The sequence below is a fragment of the Candidatus Fukatsuia symbiotica genome (assembly GCF_003122425.1).
GTDB lineage: Bacteria > Pseudomonadota > Gammaproteobacteria > Enterobacterales > Enterobacteriaceae > Fukatsuia > Fukatsuia symbiotica.
Genome location: NZ_CP021659.1, coordinates 90,817 through 117,214 on the forward strand (window position 1 = coordinate 90,817; position 26,398 = coordinate 117,214).

12 protein-coding genes and 7 pseudogenes are annotated in these 26,398 nt (G+C 42.9%); 11 read left to right on the forward strand and 8 right to left on the reverse strand.

Going from position 1 to position 26,398, the window contains the following annotated elements; all coding sequences use genetic code 11:
* Positions 1–65: 65 nt before the first annotated feature.
* Both CCS41_RS00445 and CCS41_RS17485 read right to left on the reverse strand, forming a co-directional pair.
* A pseudogene (locus CCS41_RS00445) lies at positions 66–296 on the reverse strand (transposase family protein); the annotation flags it as partial.
* 9 nt (positions 297–305) lie between these two features.
* A pseudogene (locus tag CCS41_RS17485) lies at positions 306–1,286 on the reverse strand (IS701 family transposase).
* A gap of 68 nt (positions 1,287–1,354) precedes the next feature.
* Here CCS41_RS17485 and CCS41_RS16210 point away from each other — a divergent pair.
* A pseudogene (locus tag CCS41_RS16210) lies at positions 1,355–1,838 on the forward strand (IS5 family transposase); the annotation flags it as partial.
* A gap of 1,114 nt (positions 1,839–2,952) precedes the next feature.
* Positions 2,953–3,975, forward strand: a complete 1,023-nt coding sequence (gene hemB, locus CCS41_RS00465; RefSeq protein ID WP_072549862.1) for a porphobilinogen synthase — start codon at positions 2,953–2,955, stop codon at positions 3,973–3,975.
* A 557-nt stretch (positions 3,976–4,532) separates the two neighbouring features.
* On the opposite strand, the gene sanA is transcribed toward hemB, so the two are convergent.
* The 3 genes and pseudogenes from sanA to metG form a co-directional block, all read right to left on the reverse strand.
* A complete protein-coding gene (gene sanA / locus CCS41_RS00470; protein WP_072549863.1) occupies positions 4,533–5,270 on the reverse strand; it encodes an outer membrane permeability protein SanA in 738 nt (245 codons plus the stop codon).
* A gap of 66 nt (positions 5,271–5,336) precedes the next feature.
* The gene (locus CCS41_RS00475; protein ID WP_072549864.1) at positions 5,337–7,034 is read right to left on the reverse strand and encodes an NAD-dependent malic enzyme; all 1,698 of its coding nucleotides are present in this window, start codon (positions 7,032–7,034) and stop codon (positions 5,337–5,339) included.
* Positions 7,035–7,278: 244 nt separating this feature from the next.
* Positions 7,279–8,928: pseudogene (gene metG / locus CCS41_RS00480) on the reverse strand (methionine--tRNA ligase); the annotation flags it as partial.
* A 405-nt stretch (positions 8,929–9,333) separates the two neighbouring features.
* Here metG and CCS41_RS00485 point away from each other — a divergent pair.
* The 3 genes and pseudogenes from CCS41_RS00485 (at position 9,334) to CCS41_RS00500 (ending at position 13,310) form a co-directional block, all read left to right on the forward strand.
* Positions 9,334–10,862 (forward strand): annotated as a pseudogene (locus tag CCS41_RS00485) (YifB family Mg chelatase-like AAA ATPase).
* An 870-nt stretch (positions 10,863–11,732) separates the two neighbouring features.
* On the forward strand, positions 11,733–12,002 hold the full coding sequence (locus CCS41_RS00495) for a hypothetical protein (RefSeq protein WP_072549868.1): 270 nt from the start codon (positions 11,733–11,735) through the stop codon (positions 12,000–12,002).
* 67 nt (positions 12,003–12,069) lie between these two features.
* A pseudogene (locus tag CCS41_RS00500) lies at positions 12,070–13,310 on the forward strand (O-antigen ligase family protein).
* A gap of 210 nt (positions 13,311–13,520) precedes the next feature.
* Here CCS41_RS00500 and gspS read toward each other — a convergent pair.
* Positions 13,521–13,865, reverse strand: coding sequence for a type II secretion system pilot lipoprotein GspS (gene gspS / locus CCS41_RS00505; RefSeq protein ID WP_083429574.1), 345 nt, complete (start codon positions 13,863–13,865; stop codon positions 13,521–13,523).
* Between the two features lie 206 nt (positions 13,866–14,071).
* Here gspS and CCS41_RS00510 point away from each other — a divergent pair, with 206 nt between their 5' ends.
* Genes CCS41_RS00510 through CCS41_RS00525 form a run of 4 tightly spaced genes read left to right on the forward strand, consistent with a single transcriptional unit; the run spans position 14,072 to position 17,572 of the window.
* Positions 14,072–15,010: a metal ABC transporter substrate-binding protein gene (locus tag CCS41_RS00510; protein WP_072549870.1), complete on the forward strand. Its 939-nt coding sequence runs from the start codon at positions 14,072–14,074 to the stop codon at positions 15,008–15,010.
* On the forward strand, positions 15,007–15,897 hold the full coding sequence (locus tag CCS41_RS00515; protein WP_072549871.1) for a manganese/iron ABC transporter ATP-binding protein: 891 nt from the start codon (positions 15,007–15,009) through the stop codon (positions 15,895–15,897). The genes CCS41_RS00510 and CCS41_RS00515 overlap by 4 nt, the downstream gene beginning before the upstream one ends.
* Entirely contained in the window at positions 15,897–16,763 is an 867-nt protein-coding gene (yfeC, locus tag CCS41_RS00520) for an iron/manganese ABC transporter permease subunit YfeC (RefSeq protein WP_072549872.1), read from the forward strand. Before CCS41_RS00515 ends, yfeC begins: the two co-directional genes overlap by 1 nt.
* The gene (locus CCS41_RS00525; protein WP_072549873.1) at positions 16,763–17,572 is read left to right on the forward strand and encodes a metal ABC transporter permease; all 810 of its coding nucleotides are present in this window, start codon (positions 16,763–16,765) and stop codon (positions 17,570–17,572) included. Before yfeC ends, CCS41_RS00525 begins: the two co-directional genes overlap by 1 nt.
* Positions 17,573–17,615: 43 nt before the next feature.
* Here CCS41_RS00525 and CCS41_RS00530 read toward each other — a convergent pair whose 3' ends face one another.
* Both CCS41_RS00530 and putA read right to left on the reverse strand, forming a co-directional pair.
* Positions 17,616–18,146: a thiamine pyrophosphate-binding protein gene (locus tag CCS41_RS00530; RefSeq protein WP_072549874.1), complete on the reverse strand. Its 531-nt coding sequence runs from the start codon at positions 18,144–18,146 to the stop codon at positions 17,616–17,618.
* A gap of 1,073 nt (positions 18,147–19,219) precedes the next feature.
* Positions 19,220–22,681, reverse strand: a pseudogene (gene putA / locus CCS41_RS00535) (trifunctional transcriptional regulator/proline dehydrogenase/L-glutamate gamma-semialdehyde dehydrogenase); the annotation flags it as partial.
* Positions 22,682–23,336: 655 nt separating this feature from the next.
* Here putA and putP point away from each other — a divergent pair.
* Both putP and bepA read left to right on the forward strand, forming a co-directional pair.
* Positions 23,337–24,821 (forward strand): sodium/proline symporter PutP, encoded by a 1,485-nt coding sequence (putP, locus tag CCS41_RS00540; protein WP_072549876.1) that lies wholly within the window; start codon positions 23,337–23,339, stop codon positions 24,819–24,821.
* A gap of 54 nt (positions 24,822–24,875) precedes the next feature.
* Positions 24,876–26,351 carry a beta-barrel assembly-enhancing protease gene (gene bepA, locus CCS41_RS00545; protein ID WP_072549877.1) on the forward strand — a complete coding sequence of 492 codons (1,476 nt, stop codon included), beginning with the start codon at positions 24,876–24,878 and terminating at the stop codon, positions 26,349–26,351.
* Positions 26,352–26,398 lie beyond the last annotated feature (47 nt).

Sequence of the window (26,398 nt, forward strand, 5' to 3'; positions counted from 1 at the left end):
TAAATGCATTTTGCTGGCTGCCTGCAGTTGGAGCGGATACACTAGACCTCTTCGGGAACTATCATTTATCTAATTTCCATATTATAAATTGCAGCAATCAGATTAAATCGTAATCCAAAACGTTTTCGCCTGTTTCGATAACGATCTGATACGATTTTAAATCGTTTAATCATACCAATGACATTTTCGTTTAATACACGCAGGCTTGATAACTCACGATTGTTGCGTTTATCTTCTTTTGTTAAGGGATTTTTCTTTGTCTTTTTCTTAGGCAATGCCAAGTTTGACACGAGTTTCGCACGAATCTAACCTGGTGCAGCCAATAGTGCTCTGATGTGTGTAGTAATAGCGTTTTTAATGACAGCCCAATTTTGTTGGTAAAGGGTTATTTTTTCGGACAGACGGCGTTTATGTTGTTCAAACCAGGCAGCCATGGCTAGAAAAATATGATTTCTTTGCGCCCGGCCCGTGCGGGCCTGACAGCGTTCTATACCACAAGTTTGTTTGATTTCCCGATGATAAACTTCAACAGACCAACGGGCCTCGGTGACAGCCTTCATCTGTTCCCGGGTGGGGTTCTCTTTGTTCGTTGCAACATAATCAATGCGACCGTGTTTGGTCACAAACTTGAAGACTGTCACCCAACCATCGCCCCGCAGGTGTACTGAAAGCCCTTCTTCTGGAATATCAAGTGAGGCTAATGTGACGTTGCGATTAACTATCCGGTTCTTTCTCAAGGTGGTGACCCCAATCCAGCCAGGAGAACGAATGGCGTTGAGATTATCTAAACTTGAATACCGAATACCACGCATCCATTACCACCGCTTCAGGGGCTATACCCCTCGCTTTTGCCAGTTTGAGCATGTCGCAAAAATGCGAGTTTTTTGTTTTTCCGTCGGTCTCTTTGTCGTCAATTCGGTAGTCAATAGGCACTGACTCTCCCTTTTCAAGACCCTGCCACAACAGATTAACCAAACCAATACCGGCTATCACATCATGTTCATTACCAGAATAGTGATAATGAACTCGCTCTATCTTCTTACTCCGTTTTTTGGCTAGCACTCTATCATCCGCAATCAGAAAACAAGGTGCTTCCCGGTCTATCGAGGGGCGACAAGTTGCCACAACTCTTTCGGACGAAAACACCGGCTCTTTAACCACCGGCTTACGCTATCATGCGATACCCTCGACGGGCTCACTTCTGACAACGCTAGACCAGAATATCTGACACTACTCGCTTGTAAAAATGCTTTATAAAGGTCTTTCGTACAGGGATAGTCTGACATCTCATTACCATTCTTATCTTTTTTCCTACTCTCCTTTTACCATCATTTAGTACAGTGCGAAACTCGTGTTTGAATGGCTGATGCTCGATGTCACTCATAGTCAAGTTCACCCTCACGCAGCAGGCGCAAAAGGAGGCAATCAAGATAGGGGCTCACAAAAGGGGGCTCAACAGTAAGATACACTTGGCCATGGATGCGCATGGTATGCCGGTCAGAGCGGTTACAGGTATCGAAGCAGATTGCACGAAGGCTATGGATTTAATTGAGGGCATGACAGCGGAATATCTGTTGGCTGACAAGGGCTCTGACAGTAATAACGTGATTAAACAAGCAAAATAAGTCGGTATGGAAGTGGTTATCCCGCCCAAAAAGAATCGGAAGATGCGACGTGAATATGGCAAGGACCTCTACAAACATCGACATCTTGTGGAGAATGCTTTTCTACATCTCAGGCACCGGCAGGGTATTGCCACGCGTTATGCAAAGAATAACACCTCGTTTTTGGCTGCTGTACAAATACTATGCATTGCTCTATGGCTCAATATTTCATGACGACACTATCTAAAAACCTGCGAATTAAACAGTAAGAACATGAAATAATAAAAACATAACGTTATCATCAGGCGTTTACGTTAATTTCTATAAACCTCTTCTCTTTCACGCATAAAATATTGTCTCAAATATTACTGACATTTTCCGATAATTATTGGGAAATGGATAATAGGCATTAATTAATGAACGATTCATTTTTTGACGAATACATTTACCAGGCAAAGATGATCGTCATGTTGTCTCCGCAGCCGTCCAAACTGATGCAGATGCTATCGTGACTTTTAATCTTAGAGATTTTCCAAATAAAGAATTCTAAGATACAGCTTAAAAGCGATTCATCCTGATGATTTTATAGTCTATTTGATAGATGTAAATGTGAGTGCAGTCATTGAAGCAACTCGCCGTCATACTTGAACGCCAAAACAGCGTTGACCTCGTGTCGCATACCCGTGAGTTCGTGGCATATTTTTTGCAAAACCGCTTTCGTCAAGATAAACCAACGATTTTTCCTGCTCTCGAACACTGAGGACTTTACGCCGAAAATCAACTGAATATAGCAGGTGCCATGTAACGTGATCACTTTTGTTAATAAATATTAATTAATATCAATATGTTATTTCTAATTTTCATAATCAAATTATACGGCCCCTGCTATAACTCATCTTTAGCTCGTTTGGATTATTTTTTTACGTTGTAATTAAAATTAAAACGCATAGCTATATCACTTTCTTTTCTTTCTTCGCTATAGATGCGCAATTTAATTTTGATCGCCTAACGGATACATTGAGGAGCAAATCTACGGAGTGGCTAATATTTGTGTGCTAATCAAAATTAAGTCTCTTAATTACATAAATTGATGTACCATGCAAGCATGGTTTATCCATTGAAATTTTGCCAACATGTTTTGGAAGTCATTATGTACGCCGATGGACACACTTCATGATGGAAAACAGGTCTGGGTAGAAAAGAACTTGATCCAGATCTAATCTGACAGGAAACTGTATATATAACCAGTAATTTTCAGGTCGAGTTTGAGCTACTACAGCAGGTTAAAGCTTGCGTAAATTCTGACTGATAACGCTACTTGCCGAGTTTAATAAGTGGGGAGAGAAAAATGAGTGATGTATTCCCTGGCCTTTTTCCTGGCCGCCGTATGCGACGTATACGGCGTTATGATTTTAGCCGTCGTTTGATGGCTGAAAATCAACTGACGGTAAATGACCTTATTTATCCAGTCTTTGTCATGGAAGGTGTTAATCGCCAACAAGCCGTTTCTTCTATGCCGGATGTATCGCGCATGACCATCGATCGACTGTTAAAAGAAGCGGAAACTATTGCCAGATTGGATGTTCCTATTATTGCTCTCTTTCCAATGATTGAAACGAATCTGAAATCTCTAGAAGCGAAAGAAGCTTATAATCCAAGAGGATTAATACAACGCACTATTCGTGAACTTAAAAAAGCGTTCCCGGAGTTAGGAATTTTAACTGATGTGGCGCTGGATCCCTATACAACTCATGGTCAAGATGGCGTGATTGATAAGCATGACTATGTAGTAAATGACGAAAGTAAAAAAATACTGGTACTTCAGGTACTTTCTCATGCTGAGGCCGGAGCCGATATTGTGGCGCCCAGTGATATGATGGATGGGCGTATTGCTGCTATTCGTAACCAATTAGAAGCTCAAAATTGGGTTAATATGCAGATTATGGCGTATTCAGCGAAATATGCTTCCTGTTATTATGGTCCTTTTCGCGATGCTATTGGTTCAAGTAAGAATCTACAAGCTGGGGATAAAAGAACCTATCAGATGGATCCTGCTAACAGCGACGAAGCATTGCATGAAATCGCTCAGGATCTGCAAGAAGGTGCCGATATGGTGATGGTTAAACCGGGTATGCCTTATCTGGATGTAGTGCGACGCGTTAAAGATACCTTTAAAGTGCCAACGTTTGCCTACCAAGTTTCCGGGGAATATGCCATGCATAAGGCAGCAATTGCAAACCATTGGTTGCAGGAGAAACCAACTATCATGGAATCATTGCTATGTTTTAAACGCGCCGGTGCGGATGGCGTGCTAACCTATTTCGCAAAACAAGCGGCACAGTGGTTATATGACGAAAAAATGCAGCCTTAATCGTTATTAGCGACCTACGCAAAAAGAAATACCCAACTAAACTGAGCTAAAATTTTATTGAACGATCGACAGGGAGTAGAGGTGAAATTAACAGGTTTAAATTACTGTCAACACCTTCTGTCGATCCCAATAAATCATATAGCAGGCGCCATGTAACGTGATCACTTTTGTTAATAAATATTATTTAATATCAATATGTTATTGCTAATTTTTATAATCAACTTATACGGCGCCTGCTATAAGTGGGTGTTGATGTTGCCAAATTAAAATTCGATGTTGCAGTATGGGTTGAGAGAAAAAAATACAAAATAAAGGTCTTTCCAAATACCCCCCTTCTGGATTCACCTACTTGTTAAAGTGGCTGGCTGTTTACTGCGATTATTAGTTAATAGCGTTGGTGCGCCTTCTAAAGGATGTAGGAAAATCGACAGTCAGTGATTGGTGATGTAGTTCACCCCCTCCGCTGATTGAAATCATTTTTGCACTGCATCTACATTTTGCTTGCTGTGTTCCAGGTGCTTTTGTTTCGTATAACGAACTACGGTTTTGCAAGAAATCTAATGATTTTTTTGCTTTTCTGCTGCCAATTCATTCTCTAATTCGACTAATTGCTCAGGAGATACTGCTGGATATCCTTGAGCGTCACTGGGAATAATATGTACTGTCGGTATTGGGATGGTTGGGCCGAGAAAACGTGGCTCTCGCTTGAAAATATAGAGATCAGTAAAGGTAGCCAGACGGGCAAACGTTTCACGCACCCTGACTGAAAGCAGGTTTTTAGGGGAAGGGGTAGCATAACATTGCGCTTGAATACCCATATGAAGCGCAATAAATAGCGCTCGTTCGCAATGAAAACGCTGTGTAATAATAATAAAATCATTAGTATCAAATACTTTGTGTGTTCGCACAATAGAATCTAATGTCCGAAATCCGGCATAATCCAGTACGATATCGGCTGGGGCAACCCCAGCTTTGATGAGATCACGACGCATGGTTCGTGGTTCGTTGTAGTTTTTTTGTGCGTTATCACCGCTGAGCAGTAAGTAGCTTACTTTCCCACTGTTGTAAGCATTTAACGCCCCTTGCATACGATACCGGTAAAATTGGTTAATCACTCCGATGCGGTAATATTTTGCGGTGCCCAATACTACACCCACCTCTCGATGTGGTAGTAGTTGTACTTCTTCGTAGATATAAGGCGCTGTTTTCCAGCTTATCCAACGGTCAAACACAATCGCCAATACCGTTAAAAACCCAATCATGACTAGCAGACTAATTATTAAGCGTTTCCACATTATAAGCCTTCGTGTATTAGACCTCTTTCAAAACCGTAGCGAGTGATGTGTATGATCCTGATGTTATCAAAATGATGTCCGTTTGTATGTACGGTATTGTGCTTGCCAGCAGTTGCCTTCGATAGATTCGGTCAAAGCTTCTGGTGCGTTTATTGTCGCAACGCCTTCTGATTGTGCTACTTTAGCTACTTCTAGTGCAATATGTTTTGATACTTCCTGAATATTATCAATGTTTGGTAGTAGTGCCCCTTCTCCTGTGCTCGCCAATGGTGAACACTGAGCTAAAGCACGGCTGGCAGCCATTAACATGCCATCAGTAATTTTGCTCGCTTTTGATGCCAGTACACCAAGCCCAATTCCTGGAAAAATATAAGCATTATTACATTGAGCAACAGGATAAATCTGTCCTTTATAGTAGACTGGAGGGAATGGGCTACCGGTGGCAACGAGTGCGTTACCCTCTGTCCAGGTAATAATATCTTCAGGTCGAGCTTCGATACGAGAGGTTGGGTTGGATAGCGGCATAATGATAGGGTGTTGACAATGACGGTACATCTCGCGGATAAGTTCTTCGTTAAATAACCCCGGCTGACCGGAGACACCAATCAATACGGTAGGTTTGGCGTGGCGTACCACATCTAATAAAGAAATAGTTTCGGTTTGCGGGCCCCAGCCGTGTAAATTATCGCTTTTTTGTACCAGTTTACGTTGAAAATCCCGCACATCAGACAGCTTGTCCGTCAATAAGCCTGCGTGGTCTACCATGAAGACACGTGCACGCGCTTTCATTTCACTTAAGCCTTCTAATACCATCTGTGCGACAATCTGTTCAGCAATACCACAACCTGCGGAGCCCGCACCGAGGAAAGTGACAGTTTGATCGCACAATCTGATACCCACTGCCTGACTCGCAGCAATCAGGCTACCAAGAGTGACTGCAGCTGTGCCCTGAATATCATCGTTAAAGCAGCATAGTTTATCACGATAGCTATTTAATAGAGGGGTAGCGTTCTCTTGGGCAAAATCTTCAAACTGTAACAATACTTTAGGCCAGCGGCGTTTTACTGCCTGAATAAACGCATCAACAAAAGCATTATATTCATCACCACGAATACGCGGATGTTTCCAGCCCATATACAGTGGATCTTGTAAACAATCTTGATTGTTAGTGCCAACATCGAGCACTACCGGCAAAGTGTAAGCAGGGCTTATACCTGCGCAGGCAGTATAGAGCGAAAGTTTGCCGATAGGGATCCCCATGCCACCGATTCCTTGGTCACCCAAGCCAAGAATACGCTCGCCGTCAGTGACGACTATCACCTTAACCTTTTGTTTCGTCGCATTTTGTAACATATCATCAATACGATCACGATTTGGATAAGAGATAAACAACCCACGTGCGCGTCTATAGATAGCCGAAAAATTTTGGCAGGCTTTACCAACAGTCGGAGTATAGATAATCGGCATCATCTCACTGAGGTGAGCATTCAATAGGCGATAAAAGAGTGTTTCGTTAGTGTCCTGAATATTCCGTAAATAGATATGCTTATCATCGTCGTTTTTAAATTCTTGATATTGCTGATAAGCACGTGCAACTTGTTCTTCGATCGTTTCTACTTTTTCGGGAAGCAAACCATGAAGATTAAAATGATTGCGCTCATCTTCGGTAAAGGCACTGCCTTTATTCAACAACGGAAATTCCAGTAGGATCGAGCCGGCGTAGGGAATGTATAGCGGGCGTTTACTGTCGTATTCATGTACCATCAGCTTGACTCTCAGAGGTTATTGGATCGCTGCGTTCCACAGCGATCAAGTAAATGAAAGAATAGATTTATTAGACTTCTTGCATAACCTACTACGTGGCGTGAATTCGGCGTTACGCGGTGCTCGCAATCCTCATGTATCGCATGTTAACGAGGGTTGCTGTGCTCTGATGCCTTGACTTCACATAACAAATGACGGTTTTGCAAGAAGTCTATTGTGAAACCTCCCGATCATCTCATTTTTTGAGGTTTTCTTTCGATGCACTAACCAGTTGGTCAATTTTATCTAAATCGATACGGTTAAACAGTGCGTGGAAACCATTAATTTTATGGTTTAATAGTGGCTTTTCTATATTATTCCAAGTCAATTCAATATTTAAAAAGGCTTCACTGCGTGTTATTAAGGCTGGCATGACCGGTTTAAGATAAGTCATCAATATGCGAAACAGGTTGATCCCCATTGAACAGACGGCTTGTAGCTCGCTAGCACGATCGGCCTCTTTTGCAATCACCCAAGGAGCCTGCTTGTCTACGTAACGATTAGCCGAATCAGCCAGTTCCATAATCTTACGTATAGCTTTACCATTTTCTCGGCTATTATATGCTTCTGCAATAATTAAAGATGAATTTATAAAAGTTTTATATAGATTAGGCTCAGCCAGATGATCGGCTAATTTGCCAGCAAATGTTTTATTGATAAAACTGGCATTACGTGCAGCTAAATTGACTACTTTATTGACGACATCTGTATTAACTCGTTGCACGAAATCTTCTAGATTTAGATCAATATCCTCAATAGAGGAAGATAACTTCGCCGCATAGTAATAACGTAGACAATCAGCATCTAAATAAGCTAGATAGGTACTGGCTTTAATAAAAGTACCTCGGGATTTGGACATTTTTTCGCCATTAACCGTGACATAACCATGCACAAACAGGTTAGTCGGCTTACGGAAACGACTGCCTTGTAACATTGCCGGCCAAAATAAACTATGGAAATAAACAATGTCTTTGCCGATAAAGTGATATAAATCAGTGGTTGAGTCTTCATGCCAGAACTCATCAAAATCCAGATCATGGCGCTTATCACAGAGGTTTTTAAATGCGCTCATATAACCGATGGGTGCATCTAACCAAACGTAGAAATATTTACCCGGTGTATCTGGCACTTCAAAACCAAAATAGGGTGCGTCACGAGTTATATCCCACTGCTGCAGACCAGATTCAAACCACTCTTGCATTTTATTGGCGACTTGTTCCTGTAACGTACCAGAACGAATCCAAGCTTGTAGCATGTCACTGAAAGCAGGCAAATCGAAGAAAAAATGTTCAGATTCACGCATGATTGGTACTGTATCGGAAACAACGGATTTTGGATCGATCAGCTCAGTCGGGTTGTAAGTGGCGCCACAACTCTCGCAATTATCACCATATTGATTTGGCGATTTACATTTTGGGCAGGTCCCTTTTACAAAGCGATCAGGCAGGAACATGCCTTCTTGCGCATCGTATAACTGTGAGATAGTACGATTCTTGATATAACCGTTATCTTTCAGACGGCGATAAATCAGGCTTGATAACTCCCGACTTTCCTCGCTATGCGTGGAGTGATAATTGTCATAACTGATGGCAAATCCGGCAAAATCCTGTTGGTGTTCTTGGTTGATTTCAGCAATCATTTGTTCCGGCGTTACACCCAACTGCTGTGCTTTCAACATGATAGGTGTGCCGTGGGCATCATCAGCACAGATAAAATAAACGTGGTGACCACGCATTCGCTGGTAACGAACCCAGATATCTGCTTGGATGTGCTCGAGCATATGACCGAGATGAATAGAACCGTTAGCGTAGGGTAGTGCGCACGTCACCAGTATTTTTTTCGCGACTTGAACCATAAAAGGATTACTTAACCATGAGGTAATTAAAGGATGTTGGATGTTAACCGATCGTGTTGTGAGTCGCTAGCTGTAGTATCCGGTTAGAGTCGCCGTTGGTCTGTATGTTCACAACGACTGTGAAGAGACAGGTTCTTGGGTACCTACGAAAAATCATCATATTTTGTGTGGTATCTCGCATTTTTTTAGCTGTTTTCTGATGTTACATTAATACTTTTCGATTCATCACGTAATCTCATTATCTTTTTGTCCGCAAAAAGTAGCGATGAGGCAGAATAGAGCGTATATGGCTGTACGATTTAATTTTGATTAGCACACAAATATGAGTCACTCCGTATATTTATTCCTCCATGTATCCGTTAGGCAATCAAAATTAAATTGCGCAGCTATACAAGGGAGAGCATTATGTCATTGGCGATTATTTACACCCGTGCGACCCTCGGGATACAGGCTCCTCTGGTTACCGTCGAAGTACATATTAGTAACGGGTTACCCAGCTTCGCTTTAGTTGGGTTGGCTGAGACCACAGTAAAGGAAGCACGTGATCGGGTGCGTAGTGCTCTTATTAACAGCGGTTTTTCCTTTCCCTGTAAACGTATTACTGTCAGCCTGGCACCGGCGGATCTACCCAAAGAGGGGGGCGTTATGATCTGCCTATCGCTATAGCAATACTGGCGGCTTCAGAACAGATCCCAAACGACACATTATGCCACTATGAATTTATTGGAGAGTTAGCACTTTCTGGAGCATTACGTTGCGTTAATGGCACCATACCGACAGCCCTTGCGTGTGTGAAAAATGGGCGACAGCTGATACTACCCGTCGCCAATGGTGCTGAAATGGCGTTGATCCCCGAAGGAAATATCTTCGCCTTGGAACATTTATTAGAGGTCTGTGGATTTTTACAGGGGAAGAAAAACCTGCGACCGATGGTAAGCAATATTAGTGAACTGGAAGATCGACAGGATACTCATGCTGATTTACAAGACGTCATTGGTCAGTATCAGGCCAAACGCGCACTTGAAATTGCTGCTGCCGGCGGACATAACCTGTTACTTTTAGGTCCCCCAGGCACTGGAAAAACAATGTTGGCTAGCCGGCTTACTAGTCTTTTACCACCGTTAACCAACGAAGAAGCACTAGAGACGGCCTCTATTACTGGTTTGTTACACATTCATGATCACTTAACACGGTGGCACAAGCGCCCTTTTCGAGCACCACATCATAGTGCATCTTTAGCTGCACTGGTTGGAGGAGGCTCTTTGCCTCGTCCAGGAGAAATTTCACTGGCACATAACGGGGTGTTGTTTCTTGATGAATTACCTGAATTTGAACGCCGAGTGCTAGATGCATTGCGTGAGCCACTCGAAGCGGGTGAGATTATCATCTCCCGGGCAACGGCTAAGGTCTGTTTCCCTGCTAAAGTACAGCTCATCGCCGCTATGAATCCGAGCCCAAGCGGTCATTATCAGGGTGTTCATCATCGTGCACAACCACAACAGATTTTGCGTTATTTATCAAAAATTTCTGGCCCTTTTTTAGACAGATTTGATCTGTCGATAGAAGTTCCTCTATTGCCTGCCGGTCTATTACAAATGCAGAAAAATCAAGGGGAAAGTAGTATTACAGTCAAGCAGCGTGTACTACAGGCTAGACAGTGTCAATTAGATCGAGCGGGTAAAATAAATGCACAGCTTACGAGTCGAGAAGTTGCGCTGTTTTGTCGTGTGACACCACAAGATGCCAAGTTCCTCGAGCACGCACTACTTACCCTTGGTCTTTCGGTACGTGCTTGGCATCGTATTTTAAAAGTGGCGCGAACGCTGGCTGATCTAGCACAGCAAGATGATATTCAAAAAAATCATCTTGCAGAGGCGCTGAGCTATCGTTGTATGGATCGTCTGCTCTTACAATTACATAAGAATTTGATTTGACAGACTACTCGTTTACATTAGGTTTAGGAACTTGTTCGAAATCTTTTGTGCTCGCCGTGTTTTGGTCAAGTAATTCGTCAAAAACGCACTCAACATGCTCATTTACTCTCTGTAAACTGCGCTTTTTCGCGCGTTTTTTCCTCGTCTGAGCGTCGTTCAAGAAGATTTGGAACAGGTTCTAAGGTCTCGGTGATCGATATGTCTGACTCCTGCAATCGGTAAGATATGATTGATGAATGAGGTGAGAATTATCCACGAATGGAGTTGTGTGACATTTTGGCGTTAAGCGAAGTGGTTATTATTATCGATGTAAAAAAAGGCAACGTAGAAGGAAATCCAAAGCAGATGAATTTTCTTTGTTTATCGGACGGGAGTTGCATATAACGTAAAGATTCAGTACCTTTATGCTAGTTAAAGATATTCTTAAAATAACGTATATACCCTTCGCCTTTCAAGTTGCGGCGGCGTTGGCGGCTCGTACTCATCCCAGTCATGTACCACCTGTACACTCCTGGGATTCGATTGATTGCCGCCTTGCCGTAACTCGAAATTCATTCGGTATAGATAGCATTGGTGGCGTTTTATACGCAAGAATTTGTCGAAATACTTGAAACAGCCGGTTTGTCTGTAAAGTAGGCTAGGGCAATTTTTTCCGTTGTGTGTCAATCTCACGAAGTGGTAGACGTTACGACCAAGCGTGATCTGAATGATTTACATAATGATATTGGCTTTCGGCTCGAAAAAATTGACTTACAGATAGCCGCAGTCCGTAAAGATATGGAGGCAGGTTTCAGAACTTGTTCCAAATCTTCTTGAGCGACGCTCAGACGAGGAAAAAACGCGCGAAAAAGCGCAGTTTACAGAGAGTAAATGAGCATGTTGAGTGCGTTTTTGACGAATTACTTGACTAAAACACGGCGAGCACAAAAGATTTCGAACAGGTTCTCAGAAAAAACTGATGCTCAAATAATCAGCGTGCGCAGAGATATGGATGTACGTTTCGAGCAAGTCGATAAACGCTTTGAGCAGGCAGAAGAATCACTGACTGATTTCAAACAAGAAACGACAAAACGTTTTGATAAGCTTGAATCGGAATTCGATCGCGTACAATGTTCATCGTTGCCGCAGCGCTTACATTGATGTTCGATGTTCAAGGAACACCTTACCCGCTTGCTTGGCATGTAGTCCTGTCGCTGGAGTTACAAGAATGACCTCTTTCACTTTCTTTACCAACTGCCATTCTGCTGCTACTCGGTATCTCGGTATGCTGCCTTGTATGGCAGCATTTTTATTAGGGCTTGCATTGCCTACCTCCACTTTTTTAGTGAATTTTGCCCTTGTTCTAGCATTGATCTGCGTGTTGTTAAAATCTAATAGCCACCACATGAAAGTGTTAGCGCAACATCCGCTGATTTGGCTGCCTGCCATCATGTTTTTACTGCTAGCATTTTCTCTGCTAAGCCAGCAAAATCCATATGGCTCAGAAATGGTTAATAAGTATAAAAAATTATTATATGTCATGCCGTTGGCACTGTTTTTCTTGCTTTCCCGTTCTTTAATCACCTATTTTATTAAAGGTTTTTTACTGGCTAATGTTGTCATACTGGTTGCTAGTTTACTGATAGCTATTTTTCACCTTCCTTTAGGTAGTGGCTCTCCAAGCAATGCCACCGTTTTTAAGCTACACATTACGCAAAATTTTTTTATGGCCTTAGCTGCAGTTATCTGGTTAGCACAAGCTTTTACCCATCAGGGTATAAAACGTTGTGGTTATGCTCTTCTGGTATGTATAGCAATCTATAATGTGTTCTTTATGGTCGAGGGTCGAACGGGTTATGCCGCCTTGATAGTTGCTTTTATTATCTGGATGTTTTTGTCGTTATCCCCCGTCAGAAGTTGGGGACAGCAATGGGTGCACTCGTTTTAGGTTGTATTCTCGTGATGGTGCCTAATAACGCCAGTGATCGAGTGAAAATAGGTATAGAAGAGATCCAGAGATGTATGACAGCAACGGATAAAAATTCGAGTACTTCTTGTTATAGTTCCATGGGGCTGCGTACCGTATTTGCATTAAGATCTTTGCAGCTAATAAAGCAAGCTCCCCTATTTGGTCATGGTGCGGGAAGTTTTTTTTATTCTATCCCTGCAGAAGGCTACAGTGTTAATAACCCACATAATGAATACTTAATACAAACCGTTCAGTCAGGGTTAGTAGGGTTAGCTCTTTTTCTTGGCTGGATGCTATGTTTTTTTTGTGCCGCTTGGCAGCAAGCTACTATGGTCAGAAATCTTTTTATCGCATTATTCAGTAGTTACGTGGTAGGCCACTTTTTCAATTCATTTTTACTTGATTTTTCTGAAGGTCACTTATTTGTTGTCCTCACCGCTATCCTGGCCAGTTACAGCTTGCCCGCACAAGATATCAAAGAACAAGAAGATAACTTTTAGCGCCTGCTCTAAATCTTTTTCACTGTGCTCAAAAGAGGAAAAAATGGGCGAAAAAGCGCGGTTTACCCTTTGCATACAACAAAAGGAAGTTAATGAGCATTTTGAGCGCGTTTTTGATGAATGATTTGACCAAAACACGGCGAGTACTATGGTTTTGCAAAAAGTCTATTATGGCGTTTGGTTTCAGCAATAAATTTTTCAGTCAGTGGGTTAAGCTGTGCGCATTTTTTTGCGTGTGTTGTATTGTCTTGGAGCAATGCGTTGATAACGCGCTTGACTCGTGTCAGTAAGTTTCTGATACTCGACTACTTGCGTATCCCAATGGCGTCGCTGTGCTAGATGTAATGCTGTTTGTATCAATATTGTATCGTCAGGAATATCCAGGCGATTACAATTCTTTTTTATGTAGATCCCGCTAGCGATTAATGCCGAAAGCTGGTTAATTTGTATTTGAGGATTGAGAGAATGTATCTTTGTTTTTATCGGATATTGGCAGCTAACAAGCAGCAATAATATACTGATAGTGAAGGATGCTTTGCATAGAAAACAATTCATGTTCTAGCGCCCAAGTAAAGTGAGAAAAAGTATTGTATGTCAAGATAAATTTACATAAAACTACAAAATCTAAGGGTTATGTCATGCCTATTATTTAACATCAGTTATCTAATTAGTTAAGCTGACTCATTTATAAATCAGACTTCTTGCATAGCCTACTGCGCGTGGTGCTAAATTATTTTTATTTGAAACAAGGCAGTATTACCATGTTAATTCATTACAGAAAACCCTATCTGCCTATTATCCGACAGACTTTTTTTTATGGTTTTACTTCATTAATTTTATTGTTGTTCTTCTTGCTCACGACTCGTGTCGCCAATGCCGAAAATAAATTTAAAGTCATCACTACCTTCACTATTATTCAAGATATGGCACAGAATGTTGCTGGTGATGCAGCTGTCGTAGAATCTATTACCAAGCCCGGGGCTGAAATTCACGGTTATCAGCCGACACCTCGTGATATCGTTAAAGCTCAATCCGCCGATTTAATTTTATGGAATGGCATGAAACTGGAGCGTTGGTTTGAACCCTTTTTCGAGAATATTAAACAGGTTCCTTCCGCTGTTGTTACCGCAGGTATTGATCCTTTGCCGATCCGTGAAGGTTCTTATCGAGAGAACCCTAATCCTCACGCCTGGATGTCAGCATTCAATGCACTGATTTATATTGAAAATATCCGTAAAGCGCTGGTGGAACATGATCCCACTCATGCTGAGACCTATAATCGTAATGCTAAAATTTATGCCACTAAGATTGCTGCATTAGATGCTCCATTACGTGCGCGTTTATCACGTATCCCCGAGGAACAACGCTGGTTAGTCACCAGTGAAGGTGCTTTTAGTTATTTGGCAAAAGATTACAAGTTTGAAGAAATTTATTTATGGCCAATTAACGCTGAAGAGCAAGGTACGCCGCAACAAGTGCGTAAGGTTATCGATGCTGTTCGTGCTCATAACATTCCAGTGGTATTTAGCGAAAGCACTATTTCTGATAAACCGGCAAAACAGGTCAGTAAAGAAACTGGGGCGCAGTATGGTGGTGTGTTATATGTTGATTCACTCTCAAATGAGAAAGGCGTAGTACCCACTTATATTGATTTGCTTAATACCACTGTTGAGACTATTGCAAAAGGATTTGGTCAATGAGTAATGAAGCATTTATCCGTCCTAAGTTAGTGGTTGACGATGTTTCTGTTACTTATAACAACGGACATACCGCTATCCATAATGCTAGTTTTACCTTAAATGGCGGCACCATTTGTGCTTTGGTGGGGGTAAACGGTAGTGGTAAATCGACACTATTTAAAAGTATTATGGGGCTCGTCAGGCCAACTACCGGTATGGTGACGCTTAATAATAGGCCGATAAGGGAAGCACTGAAACACAATACCATTGCTTACGTCCCGCAAACTGAAGAAGTTGACTGGAACTTTCCTGTACTGATCGAAGATGTCGTGATGATGGGACGCTACGGTAAAATGAATTTTTTGCGTATTCCTAATTCTCGTGATCATGCCATTGTCGCTCAGGCGATTGAACGAGTCGATTTATCGGCGTTGCGTTGTCGCCAAATTGGTGAGCTTTCCGGAGGACAGAAAAAAAGGGTATTTCTGGCGCGCGCCTTGGCACAGCAGGGATCCGTATTATTACTCGACGAGCCTTTTACCGGAGTCGATGTCAAAACAGAAAATGCCATTATTGATTTACTGCGCACTTTACGTGATGAAGGACATCTAATTTTGGTTTCCACTCATAATTTAGGCAGCGTCCCAGAATTTTGTGATCATGTGATTTTAATTAATCAGAGAGTATTGGCCGCCGGATCTACGGGAACCACTTTCACACAAAAAAATCTGGAGATGACCTTTGGGGGTGTGCTGCGTCATATCAATCTTTCTGGTTCTGCACTACATGATGATAATGACGCGCGTTCTATCACCGTGATCACTGATGATGAACGTCCCGCTGTGTTTTATGGTCATAGCAAAAATGATCCGCCAACCCAGAGCCAGAAAAAGAGGGATCACACCTAATGTTGGAACTCTTATTACAACCTTTTAATTACAATTACATGGTTAAAGCCATCTGGGTCAGCATGATTGTGGGGGGCGTGTGTGCCTTTCTCTCTGCTTACTTGATGCTCAAAGGCTGGTCGTTGATGGGTGACGCGCTTTCCCACTCGGTGGTACCTGGCGTAGCGGGTGCTTATGTTCTAGGGCTGCCCTATGCTGCGGGCGCATTTTTTACTGGAATGTTAGCAGCATTGGCGATGACGTTGGTCCGCCATATCACACGGCTACGTGAGGATGCGATTATTGGTTTTATTTTTTCCACATTTTTTGCCGTCGGGTTGTTGATCGTTTCTCTTAATCCCACTTCAGTCAATGTTCAATCCATTATTTTGGGCAACATTTTGGGCATTGCTGATGCAGACGTGCTACAAGTTGAAATCATTACTTTGGTTTCTTTTATTATCCTATGCCTAAAATGGAAAGATCTGTTAGTCGTATTTTTTGATGAAAATCATGCGTTGTCACTGGGTTTATCCCCATTACGTTTGAAACTGTTATTTTTTACATTGCTAAGCGCCTGTACAGTGGCTGCTTTGCAAACGGTTGGTGCGATACTCGTTATTGCAATGGTGGTGACTCCGGGTGCGACAGCTTATTTGCTGACTGATCGTTTTAGTCGCTTGCTGATCATTGCCATCATCATTGGGGCGTTTACCAGTGCATTCGGTGCCTATCTAAGTTTTTATCTTGATGGTGCAACAGGTGGTGTCATAGTGACATTGCAAACATTGCTATTCTTACTGGCTTTTTTCTTTGCCCCTAAACATGGGTTATTGTCAAAGCGTTATTGCACAAAGCAACCTTTTATTACTCAAGGAGATAGCTAATGCATACCCTGCTTGGTTTTATTAGTGAGCCGCTTTCCTACCCTTTTATGCAACGGGCAATGCTGACAGCTATCGTTACTGGCGTGGTTTGTGCGGTACTTTCTTGCTATTTAGTGCTCAAAGGCTGGTCATTAATGGGCGATGCTATTTCTCATGCGGTATTACCTGGTATCGTGTTGGCGTTTCTACTCGGTATTCCACTGGCTATCGGTGCTTTTTTCTCTGGTATTTTCTGTGCTGTGGCAACAGGTTATTTAAAGGACAATAGCCGAGTCAAGGAAGATACCGTGATGGGGATTGTGTTCTCTGGCATGTTTGCTTTGGGTATTGTACTGTTTTCACAAATCGATACCGATCAACACCTCAGCCATATTTTATTTGGCAACATATTAGGGATTACTCTCACTGAATTCAAGCAAACACTGTGGATCGCTTGTTTTACTTTTTTACTCGTGTTGTTGAAGCGTAAAGACTTTATGGTGTATTGCTTTGATCCCAACTATGCAAAGGTAATAGGATTACCCGTTAAACTGCTTCATTATGGTCTATTGTGTTTGTTAGCGTTAACGATTGTTGCTTCATTGCAAGCCGTCGGCGTGATATTGGTGATAGCCATGTTAATTGCACCCGGTATTATTGCTTTTATGCTTTGCCACAGTTTCGATAAAATGTTGATGATCGCGATATTGGTTTCAGTAACCTCCTGTGTGTTGGGGACGTTGATCAGTTTTTATATCGATGGTGCAACCGGCCCTTGTATTATTATCGTGCAAGCACTGTTTTTTGTCATCGCGCTAATTATCAGCTAATTAATTACACTAGCCGATGTAATATGTTGTTGTTTATTGTGATCTACCGAGAAAATATTTTTTTAATCAACAGAGCTACAGGTCTACATTCATTATGAGCAATGCTTAATAATGATGCCACTTTTTTTTCACAGTCATCGCCATATTCATCCAGTATTTGATAGGGGATATGTAATTTTTTTAACAATGAGAGGCTCTCCAATGTAAGCTCCTTATCTTGAGAAGCATCAGTGGTATCATTTTTCTCAACATCATTGGATCCACTCTGCCAAGCCATAATGATTAATAACGGTATACCATAAACTTCTGGGGTGGCATGAGAACAAACCGGATTAATAATATTGCTCAGCCCTGAATTTTTCAGATAAACGGCCGGGATATCGCCTGTCGCTAGATAGCTACCAATTGCCATGCCTATCGCAGCTTTATCATTACAGGCAATCTGATGAATTATTTCACTAGAATAATTGGAAACAGCAAAACAAAACTCACTTAGTAACGGATTAGGAACACCGCTATAAAAATTCACATTGTGCTGTGCCAATACACGTAAAAAACAATCAGCATTTATCATGACATCTCCAGTTCAAAAAGATAGCAGATGATATTCTTTTTAAATTGTTAAATTAATAATTTTTTCAATGTGTTATTTGATTTTCTCCCCGATATCTATCCTAAAAAACTGTTATATGTTACATAAGATACAAGGTTAATCGAACGGTTACCCCATTTTATTAATGACCAAATCCAATTTAGTTTAAGATCAATAAAACTTAAATAGCAATGATTAAATTTGCTTATCAATAGAAAATCAGTCAGAAAGAGGTATACCGAAGGAGGATGAATAATACAAAAGGGGAGTTTATCGCTATCGGAATAATGAGGAAAAACGAGCGATACAATATATCATTTTCTCTTTTTACTAATAGCGGTCTTATATAACAATGAACACTGTGGCAGAGCTGCCTTTATTAATAAATATTTTTAATATCAATATATTAGTGTAAAATTTTACATTCAGTCTATACTGTCATAATGATATAAAGGCCCCGAAGAGCCTCTATTATAGAATTCCACTAACTACCGGGGTCGGCGAAAGTCATTAATTGATAGTCATCAAGCTCGCGTTACCGCCTGCTGCAGCCGTATTAACACTGAGAGTATGTTCAATCAACAAACGTTCTAGCAAAATATTGGTTTCTCCCCGAGTGAATCCTTGTACCGAAATAATAGGCCCATCTCGTTGTGATATTTGTTCACACAGTGTACGTAGTTGCTCAGTATCACCATGGAATATAACTGCATCAAAAAGAATATTGCTCGTCTTCCAATCGTGACTAAAACGAATGTGAGATTGTACGGCTGCCGGTAACTGGCGAAACAGTTCTTTTTGTAATCCACTGTCTACCCAAAGTACCTGACTACCCACCGCCAATACAGCCGCGAGCTGAATTAGCATATCATCCTGATTATCAGCGAGACAAAGAACTCTCTCTCGAGGCAACAGGGCATAGGTGTTACGTTCACCGGTTGGCCCAGGTAATAGACGTACAGTACCTCCCTGCGCCAATTCAGCATAACCTTGCGCTAACGGGAGCCACTCTGGCTGTTGTTGCTCTTTTTTCTGCCGAGTTGATAAGAACTGCATTAAAGCACGGTGAGCCGCTAACAAGGGTTCACGACCGCTGACGTCTTGTACTTGCTGATCGTCCTGGCGTGCTAATGTTGTCACTAAAGCCTCTTTCGGACGCTGCGATAATAAGCGATATAAGTAAAGCGGCCCACCTGCTTTCGGCCCAGTGCCAGATAACCCTTCACCACCAAAAGGTTGCACCCCAACTACCGCACCTACAATATTGCGATTAACATAGATATTACCTACTTTGGCACGCTCAGTGACTCGTGAAACTGTTTCATCTATTCTGGTATGAATACCTAAAGTTAAACCATAACCTGTAGCATTGATTTTATCGACCAGTGCATCAAGATCCTGTCGTTGGAAGCGGACAACATGCAATACAGGACCGAAAACTTCTTTTTGCAACTCTTCAAAATTTTCCAGTTCTATTAAAGTGGGCCTGATAAAGGTACCACGCTGCCATTCTCTTTCATCACAGGCATTGGGTCGTGCAGCCTGATACACTTTGCGCCCTTTGATACGCATCGCCTGAATATGGCTTTCAATGTCTTCTTTGGCGACACGAGTAATGACGGGGCCGATGTCCGTGGATAAACGTTCCGGATTGCCCATACGGCATTCAGCCATTGCCCCACGCAACATCCGCAAGGTATGTTCGGCAACATCTTCTTGAATGCACAGAATACGCAAAGCAGAGCAACGCTGGCCGGCACTGTCGAACGCAGAAGAAACGACATCGGTGATCACCTGTTCTGTTAGCGCCGAAGAATCGACGATCATGGCATTCAGACCACCGGTTTCGGCAATTAACGGAGTGGGTCGACCCTGTGGATCCAAACGGCCAGCAATATTACGCTGCAGCAAACTCGCAATTTTTGTTGAACCCGTGAACATCACACCGCGCACGCGTGGATCATTCACCAGCCACGTGCCAACCTTTTCACCTTTACCCGGTAATAACTGCAAGGCATTTTGAGGAATACCGGCCTGTAGTAAAATCGCCACGGCTTGTGCCGCGACTAGCGGGGTCGGTTCCGCAGGCTTTGCCAACACCGCATTACCCGCAGCGAGGGCTGCAGCAACCTGTCCAGTGAAAATGGCAAGCGGGAAATTCCACGGGCTGATACAGACCACAGATCCGAGAGGACAATGGCTCTCATTGGAAAAATCATCACGTACCATTGCAGCATAATAACGCAGAAAATCGACGGCTTCGCGTACTTCGGCGATAGCATTATCAAAGGTTTTACCGGCTTCACGTACCAAAATACCGATCAAACTCTGTATTTGGTCTTCCATCAATTCTGCGGCTCGCGACAGAATAACAGCACGTTCGGAGGCAGGTGTTGTAAACCAGATCGAATCAGCGGCGGCGGCGGCATCTAACGCTCGACTAACTTCCCCTTGAGTCGCTTCACGTACATAGCCAACCACGTCGCTTGGTTCTGCTGGATTGATAATGGGTTTTTTAGGATGCTGAGTAAGATCTTGATCAAATTCAGCAGCAATCATCGGCTGTGAATGCCACAGCGGGTCATCACTGTCTAACTTAGCACTCAAGGCCGTAGACAGAGAAGCCAAGCGTTGTTCATTTGACAGATCCAGTCCCCTGGAATTGAGACGCTCCTGACCATACAGATCTTGTGGTAGAGGAATTTGTGGATGTGGTAAACCCAATCGTCCTTCTGATGCTGCCATTGCTTCCACCGCTTTAACAGGATCAGCAACCAGATCGTCCAACGCTAATGTGGTATCAGCGATTCGATTGACGAAAGAAGTGTTAGCACCATTTTCCAACAAGCGGCGTACCAGGTAGGCTAGCAAGGTTTCATGAGTTCCCACTGGGGCATAGACTCGACAGGGCGGTTGAGTTTACCTTCGGCAACTTGGCCAACCACTTGTTCATACAGTGGTTCGCCCATACCGTGCAAACACTGGAACTCATATTGACCAGGATAGTAATTTTGCCCAGCCAGGTGATAAACAGCCGCTAGCGTGTGAGCGTTATGGGTAGCAAATTGTGGATAAATCAGATTCGGTACAGACAGTAACTTACGGGCACAGGCCAGATAAGCAACATCGGTGTAGACCTTACGGGTATAGACCGGATAACCTTCCTGACCGTCAATCTGGGCGCGTTTAATTTCGCTATCCCAATATGCACCTTTAACGAGACGGATCATTAAACGGCGATTGCTCCGTTGTGCCATATCAATAATCGCATCAATGGCAAATGGACAGCGCTTTTGATAAGCCTGGATCACAAAGCCAATACCATTCCAACCCACTAATTGCGGTTCGAAACACAGCTTTTCCAGCAAATCGAGGGAAATTTCTAAACGTTCGGCTTCTTCCGCGTCAATATTAATACCAATATCGTACTGCATGGCTTGCAATGTTAATGACAGCAACCGGGGATAAAGTTCATCTATCACACGTTCATATTGAGCACGGCAGTAACGTGGGTGTAGTGCAGAAAGCTTAATCGATATCCCTGGTCCTTCGTAAATACCACGACCATGAGAGGCCTTACCTATGGCATGAATCGCCTGTTGATAAGAAACGAGATACGCCTGGGCATCTTCTTCTGTCAATGCGGCTTCACCCAACATATCGTAAGAATAACGGAAACCTTTATCTTCCCGTTTTCTCGCATTAGCGAGCGCCTCGGTGATGGTTTCTCCGGTAACAAATTGTTCGCCCATGAGACGCATTGCCATGTCTACTGCTTTGCGGATCAGTGGTTCACCACTTTTACTGATTATACGGCTCAGTGAGCTGGCAAGCTTGGTTTCATTATCAATGGAAACCAGGCGACCGGTAAGTAATAGACCCCAGGTTGCCGCATTAACAAACAAGGAAGGACTATGACCAAGATGAGAACGCCAATTTCCCTGGCCGATTTTATCGCGGATCAAGACATCACGGGTCTGTTTATCAGGAATGCGTAATAGTGCTTCGGCTAAACACATCAAAGCGACGCCTTCTTGGGAAGATAACGAAAATTCTTGCAATAAGCTTTGTACTATTCCTGAACGACCGTTTACCCCTTTTTTATTACGCAATTTTTCGGTGATAGCGTAAGCCAGCTTATGAGTCGCTTGCGCGAGATCGGCGGGCAAGCGTGCTTGTTTCAGTAACGTTGGAATGACTTCGCTTTCTGGGCGACGATAGGCGGCGGTGATAGCAGCACGTATCGCTGACTGTGGCAGCACATGCTCGGCGAAATTTAAAAAGGGTTGATGGGCAGATATTGGTTCTTGTGGCATAACATCATGCACTTCGGCAGCATGGTGATCATCTGGTGTTTCTATTTCGGGCACTACTGTGTTTTCTTCCAAGCAAGCTAGATAGTTTAAAATGGCCTGCTTGATTAACCAGTGTGGTGTTCGATCAATGTCTTGTGCTGCTGTTTTTATCCGGTCATGAGTGATTTCATCCAATCTCACGCCCATTGTTGTACTACCCATGCCATTCAGCTCCTCTGTGTTATTCTTTAAATCGGGGGGATAATAGTTTGTTATGGCGCGAATATCCAGCATGTTGCCACTTTATGCAACTGGCAACATAAGAAAATGGTGAACTGTGAGATCAGTCAGATTTTTGACATATCAAGCCAATATTCATATCATTTTGCTACTATAATCACACTCGTCATAATTTTTAACTATAAGGTTTATAGCTGATTTCTCTCTTGTGTTATTCATCTTACGATGGAAGGTTAGAGCTCTCACGGAGGGATATATGTCATCTAGACCAAGTTTTATGCAATTCTTTAATAAACCTCCTGTATAACCTGTTGCGTGGTGTGAGAACGACGGTTTTGCAAGTAGTCTAATTAAAACGGCCCTTTATTAACACTATGTTAATAAAAGGATACAAATTAGTTTCATAATAATTTCATGTGCCGCCAAACGCCGTTATACGGCTAAGCACAAAGAAAAATCAACATAACGCCACAATAGACCTCTTGTGAAACGATATGACGTCAAGGCGCTCGGTGCTTGACTCCTCGAATGTACATGCATGAAGGTGACAAGCGCCACGCCGCGGGCAGCTTTCAGCTTTCGCAAGAGGCCTGATAAGCGAGATGTAATAGATAAGACGCACTTATGGAGACGTTGCATGACAACAAATACACCGATGCTGGTGACTTTTTCGATTTATATTTTTGGGATGATTCTCATTGGATTAATGGCTTACAGGGCGACGAATAATTTTGATGACTACATTTTAGGTGGCCGCAGCTTGGGTAGTGTCGTCACTGCCTTGTCTGCTGGCGCTTCGGATATGAGTGGTTGGTTACTCATGGGTTTACCCGGTGCCATTTTTATGCACGGTATTTCGGAAAGTTGGATCGCTATTGGATTGATTATCGGTGCCTATCTCAACTGGAGGCTGGTAGCAGGGCGTTTACGTGTCCATACTGAAGCAAACAATAATGCGTTAACATTGCCTGATTATTTCACCAGTCGATTTGCCGATAAAAGTAAGGTATTACGGATAATATCAGCGGTAGTGATATTGATCTTTTTTACTATCTATTGTGCGTCTGGGATTGTTGCTGGCGCTCGGTTGTTTGAAAGCATCTTCGACATGAGTTATCAAAGTGCGCTGTGGGTCGGGGCAGCAGCTACCATCGCCTATACGCTTATTGGTGGTTTTTTAGCGGTAAGCTGGACAGATACTGTACAGGCCACTTTGATTATTTTTGCTCTACTCCTGACACCCGTTATTGTGATCCTGTCTGTCGGTGGTATTGACGCATCAGTCATGGTGATAGAAGCTAAAAATCCAGCTAATATTGATATGTTTAACGGTCTGAATCTGGTCGCGATTATCTCTTTACTGGGCTGGGGATTGGGCTACTTTGGTCAACCTCATATTTTGGCACGTTTTATGGCGGCAGATACACATCATACTATTCGTAGCGCGAGGCGCATTAGTATGACTTGGATGATCCTGTGTCTGGCAGGGACTGTTGCTATCGGTTTTTTTGGTATCGCCTATTTTGAAGATCACCCCGAGCTAGCAGGTAATGTATCGCACAATGGGGAACGGATATTTATTGAACTGGCTAAATTATTGTTTAACCCATGGGTGGCTGGTGTGGTTTTATCCGCGATTTTGGCTGCAGTAATGAGTTCACTGAGTTGCCAGTTGTTGGTGTGTTCCAGTGCAATAACAGAAGATTTGTATAAAGCGTTTTTCCGTAAAACTGCCAGCCAGAAAGAATTGGTCTGGGTGGGTCGCTGCATGGTATTGCTAGTGTCGTTAATTGCTATCGCGTTGGCGGCGGATCCAAATAACCGTGTACTTGGTCTAGTGAGCTATGCTTGGGCGGGTTTTGGTGCTGCATTTGGACCTGTCGTTTTGATCTCTGTGGTTTGGCCGAGAATGACACGTAACGGCGCGTTGATTGGTATGATAGTGGGTGCGATGACCGTTATCATTTGGAAGCATTTTGGTTGGTTAGGCCTATATGAGATCATTCCTGGTTTCTTTTTGGCAAGCCTCTCCATTGTTGTCGTCAGCCTGATGGGGACAGAGCCATGTAAGAAAATTACAGCACGTTTCCACAAAGCAGAAGTAGAATTTAAGACAGTCTAATTGAGTTGCTTACCACGCCTCCTGCTTGCAGGAGGCGAACGGAGCGTTCCGTCTATGAGTCGTCAATTAAGTAAAACCGTGATCACCCTACTACTTGGCGTTCTGTACTGTTGGCAAACACCGGTCAACGCCAACACGTCAGATCTCTTGCCAGATATTGGCACTGCTGCTGGTGGTACGCTCAGTATTAATCAAGAATTGGATATGGGAGATTTTTATGCCCGCCAAATGCGAGCCGGTGTTCCGCTGATAAATGATCCGCTGTTAAAGCAATATGTTAATAAATTAGGTAATAAACTGGTTGCCCATGCTAATTCAGTACGTACCCCCTTCCACTTTTATCTGGTCAATAATAACCGAATCAACGCCTTTGCTTTCTTTGGTGGTAATGTTGTATTGCATTCTGCCCTGCTACGCTATACCGCCAATGAAAGTGAGCTAGCTTCAGTGCTCGCCCATGAAATCTCACATGTAACTCAGCGTCATTTAGCCCGAGCGATGGAACAACAACAAAGTACAGCACCACTGGTTTGGGCAAGTGCACTTGGGTCTATTCTGCTGACAATGGCTAATCCACAAGCCGGTATGGCAGCGTTAAATTCGACTATTGCTGGTACTCAACAAAGTACCATCTTGAGTTTCACTCAGTTAAATGAACAAGAAGCCGATCGTATTGGTATTCAGGTTTTGCAGCGTGCGGGTTTTGATCCACAAGCCATGCCCAATTTTTTGCGCAAACTGGCTGATCAGTCTCGTTATGCTACCAAACCTCCTGAGATGTTGCTGACTCACCCTTTACCGGACAGTCGCTTATCTGACGTCCGTAATCGTGCTAACCAAATGCCTGCTCATCCTGTCGCTTCCTCACAAGACTATCTGCTTGCTAAAGTACGCCTCCTTGGCATGTACGCCGCAGAAGGGGACAATTTACAGACTCATTTACTCGATACGCTAAGTGCAGGTACCACAGAAGAACAGCTAGCTGCCAGATATGGTCAGGCCATTTTGTTTTATCAAGCTAAAAAATACGATAAGGCTCGCAATACACTGCAACCGCTGTTAACACAACAGCCAAACAATATCTGGTTTCTCGATTTAATCACCGATATTGATCTAAAACAGCATAAAAACGCGTTAGCTATTACCCCCCTACAACAGGCGATAACCCGTGAAAACATCAACCCTGAAAATAATGAAGCCGTGCTACAACTGAATCTGGCTAACGCGTATCTTGAGGACAAGCAACTTACGGTGGCTAGCAAGCTATTGTATGGTTACACTTTCAGCCATCCTGATGATCTTAATGGCTGGGAACTGTTGGCTCAGGTTACTGCGGCACAAAGATTGCGCGATGAAGTACTGGCAGCACGGGCAGAAAGCCTGGCTCTGCAAGGTCATTTATCCCAGGCTATCGATTTATTAAGTGATGCCAGTACACTGGTGAAGTTAGGCAGTCTGAAACAGGCACGTTATGACGCGCGCATTGATCAACTGCGTCAGTTAAATCAGCGCTTCCGCCAGTATCTTTAACCTTACATTTTTAATCTGTGATAAAAAATCTTCGAAGGGTTTTTACT

What these genes read in the sequence shown, in the direction of transcription:
- hemB (WP_072549862.1), top strand. Translation starts at nt 2,953, where the DNA reads ATGAGTGATGTATTCCCTGGCCTTTTTCCTGGCCGCCGTATGCGACGT.
- sanA (WP_072549863.1), bottom strand. Translation starts at nt 5,270, where the DNA reads ATGTGGAAACGCTTAATAATTAGTCTGCTAGTCATGATTGGGTTTTTA.
- CCS41_RS00475 (WP_072549864.1), bottom strand. Translation starts at nt 7,034, where the DNA reads ATGGTACATGAATACGACAGTAAACGCCCGCTATACATTCCCTACGCC.
- CCS41_RS00495 (WP_072549868.1), top strand. Translation starts at nt 11,733, where the DNA reads ATGAGCATGTTGAGTGCGTTTTTGACGAATTACTTGACTAAAACACGG.
- gspS (WP_083429574.1), bottom strand. Translation starts at nt 13,865, where the DNA reads ATGAATTGTTTTCTATGCAAAGCATCCTTCACTATCAGTATATTATTG.
- CCS41_RS00510 (WP_072549870.1), top strand. Translation starts at nt 14,072, where the DNA reads ATGTTAATTCATTACAGAAAACCCTATCTGCCTATTATCCGACAGACT.
- CCS41_RS00515 (WP_072549871.1), top strand. Translation starts at nt 15,007, where the DNA reads ATGAGTAATGAAGCATTTATCCGTCCTAAGTTAGTGGTTGACGATGTT.
- yfeC (WP_072549872.1), top strand. Translation starts at nt 15,897, where the DNA reads ATGTTGGAACTCTTATTACAACCTTTTAATTACAATTACATGGTTAAA.
- CCS41_RS00525 (WP_072549873.1), top strand. Translation starts at nt 16,763, where the DNA reads ATGCATACCCTGCTTGGTTTTATTAGTGAGCCGCTTTCCTACCCTTTT.
- CCS41_RS00530 (WP_072549874.1), bottom strand. Translation starts at nt 18,146, where the DNA reads ATGATAAATGCTGATTGTTTTTTACGTGTATTGGCACAGCACAATGTG.
- putP (WP_072549876.1), top strand. Translation starts at nt 23,337, where the DNA reads ATGACAACAAATACACCGATGCTGGTGACTTTTTCGATTTATATTTTT.
- bepA (WP_072549877.1), top strand. Translation starts at nt 24,876, where the DNA reads ATGAGTCGTCAATTAAGTAAAACCGTGATCACCCTACTACTTGGCGTT.